This is a genomic window from Pedobacter sp. 10L46_2 (genome assembly GCF_056395165.1).
The window spans coordinates 1-1628 of the sequence record NZ_JBFTIZ010000500.1; the positions used below are offsets into that span (position 1 = coordinate 1).

Annotated in this window: 2 protein-coding genes; one reads left to right on the forward strand and one right to left on the reverse strand. The window is 34.8% G+C overall.

Going from position 1 to position 1628, the window contains the following annotated elements; genetic code table 11:
• Positions 1–56 precede the first annotated feature (56 nt).
• Entirely contained in the window at positions 57–821 is a 765-nt protein-coding gene (locus tag AC1DDX_RS27245) for a hypothetical protein (RefSeq protein ID WP_337714950.1), read from the reverse strand.
• A 323-nt stretch (positions 822–1144) separates the two neighbouring features.
• On the opposite strand from AC1DDX_RS27245, the gene AC1DDX_RS27250 reads away from it, so the two are divergent.
• The coding region (locus tag AC1DDX_RS27250) for a hypothetical protein (RefSeq protein ID WP_477623011.1) at positions 1145–1628 on the forward strand (484 nt) is incomplete at its 3' end.

Genomic DNA, 1628 nt, shown 5'->3' on the forward strand with positions numbered 1-1628 from the left:
GCATTACTGATTATAATGATAATTATCTTCACCTATGTTTGATGAATTCGTTTGCATCAAAACGTTTTTTTCCAAAATTTATATCCCTCCGAATAAATCCCCAGTTCTTCCATTTTTTTAATGTAAGACTTTTCGAACATCGTTAATCTAATTTCTGTGTTGTGTACCGATCTGGATTTTCTATTTCCCTGTGAATCAAAAGAGACCTCCTCTTCTTTTCGATCGTCTTTAAAAAGATAATAATAGAAAAATTCACCTTCCCAATAAGAAGCTTTGGGGTCGTTATCATCAACAGCAACCCGCTTACAGTTTTTACTGAGGTATGCTTTGATCTTATTGAAATCATCTGTATTTTTTGAAGTCTTTCCCACTTCAAGATACATTAAGTTGCCTTTACGGTCTTCTACCATGTCCATTTTAGGAAATGCTACTGTATTTAAAATAGCTATCTTGTCTTTTTCAGGATCATACGCTACCGCGTTGTAACCATAGCCAAATATTTCGGTCGGTTTTTTATCTCTTACCATCCAGTCATTGGTTGGCTCTAAAGACAGGTCTGTGGGGAATCTCCCATCCGTTTTATAATAACCTAAAGTATCTTTTACGAAAAAAGAATTGTCCAAAAGATTTAAGGCTTCTTTCTTTTCCATACGCTTAGGGTCTTTCGAAATGATCTCATTGGTCTTTTTAATCTTGTTTCGATAAAATTCTGAGGCATCAAAATCATTAGATATTTTTGCTAGATCAACAATTTTATTGTCTTGAGAATGGCAAGATGCAAGAATGAATAATGCGAAGAGTATGTGAATTTTATTATTCATAAGCCATCTGATTTTACCAACACCATGTTTTATATCATAATTAGTTTTTACAAATTACACATTTCAGCTGTCAATAAAATCGCATAGTAGAAAAACTTTCCTAAAGCATAATCTGTATGGATATTTCGATCTTCAAATAAAATCTCTATCTTGGATAAAGCTAAATGATAAGCGCGAACAGCGCTTAAAAACCGGTCATTAGTTTGGTCTTATTTGTGATCTTCTCAGTGGATATCAGCCTTTGGTATACAAGCGATCATATTATCGGATTTTAGGGCCCGGTTATTTATTACAGCAGCCACAACTGTCGACCAGAAATGAAAATGAAAGCCCTTTTTATGCCAGTTTTACTCTTCCTTGTTTTGTTAAGTTGCAACGGGCAAAATAAAGAAGAGCGCTTGAAGCAATTCATCGCTGCTAACAAAGCGGACATAGACTTTAATATAGGGAGTAGACCGAAATATTTTTCTGTAAAGACCAGTGATGGGAGTATATTTAACTCTGAAGTAAATAAAGGTAAATATTGGATCGTCTTTGTCTACCAAATAGAGGGACTTAAAAAATCAGAAGGCTATGATATGGTAGCAGATTTAAATGAGACTTTTCAGCGGTTTGGAGACAAATTTCCGATAATTGGCATAGCCGAAGGTTTTTCTGACGATGAGGAGGCAACGCAAAAGCTGTTCAAGGAGTCGAGATTACAATTTAAACAAATTGATAATACTGAAGCGATGAATAAGGAAATCAAGCTGAAGGAAAATGTCGTTTGTACGCCATCTAAGATATTGATTGGGCCTGATGGAAAAG

What these genes read in the sequence shown, in the direction of transcription:
- AC1DDX_RS27245 (WP_337714950.1), bottom strand. Translation starts at nt 821, where the DNA reads ATGAATAATAAAATTCACATACTCTTCGCATTATTCATTCTTGCATCT.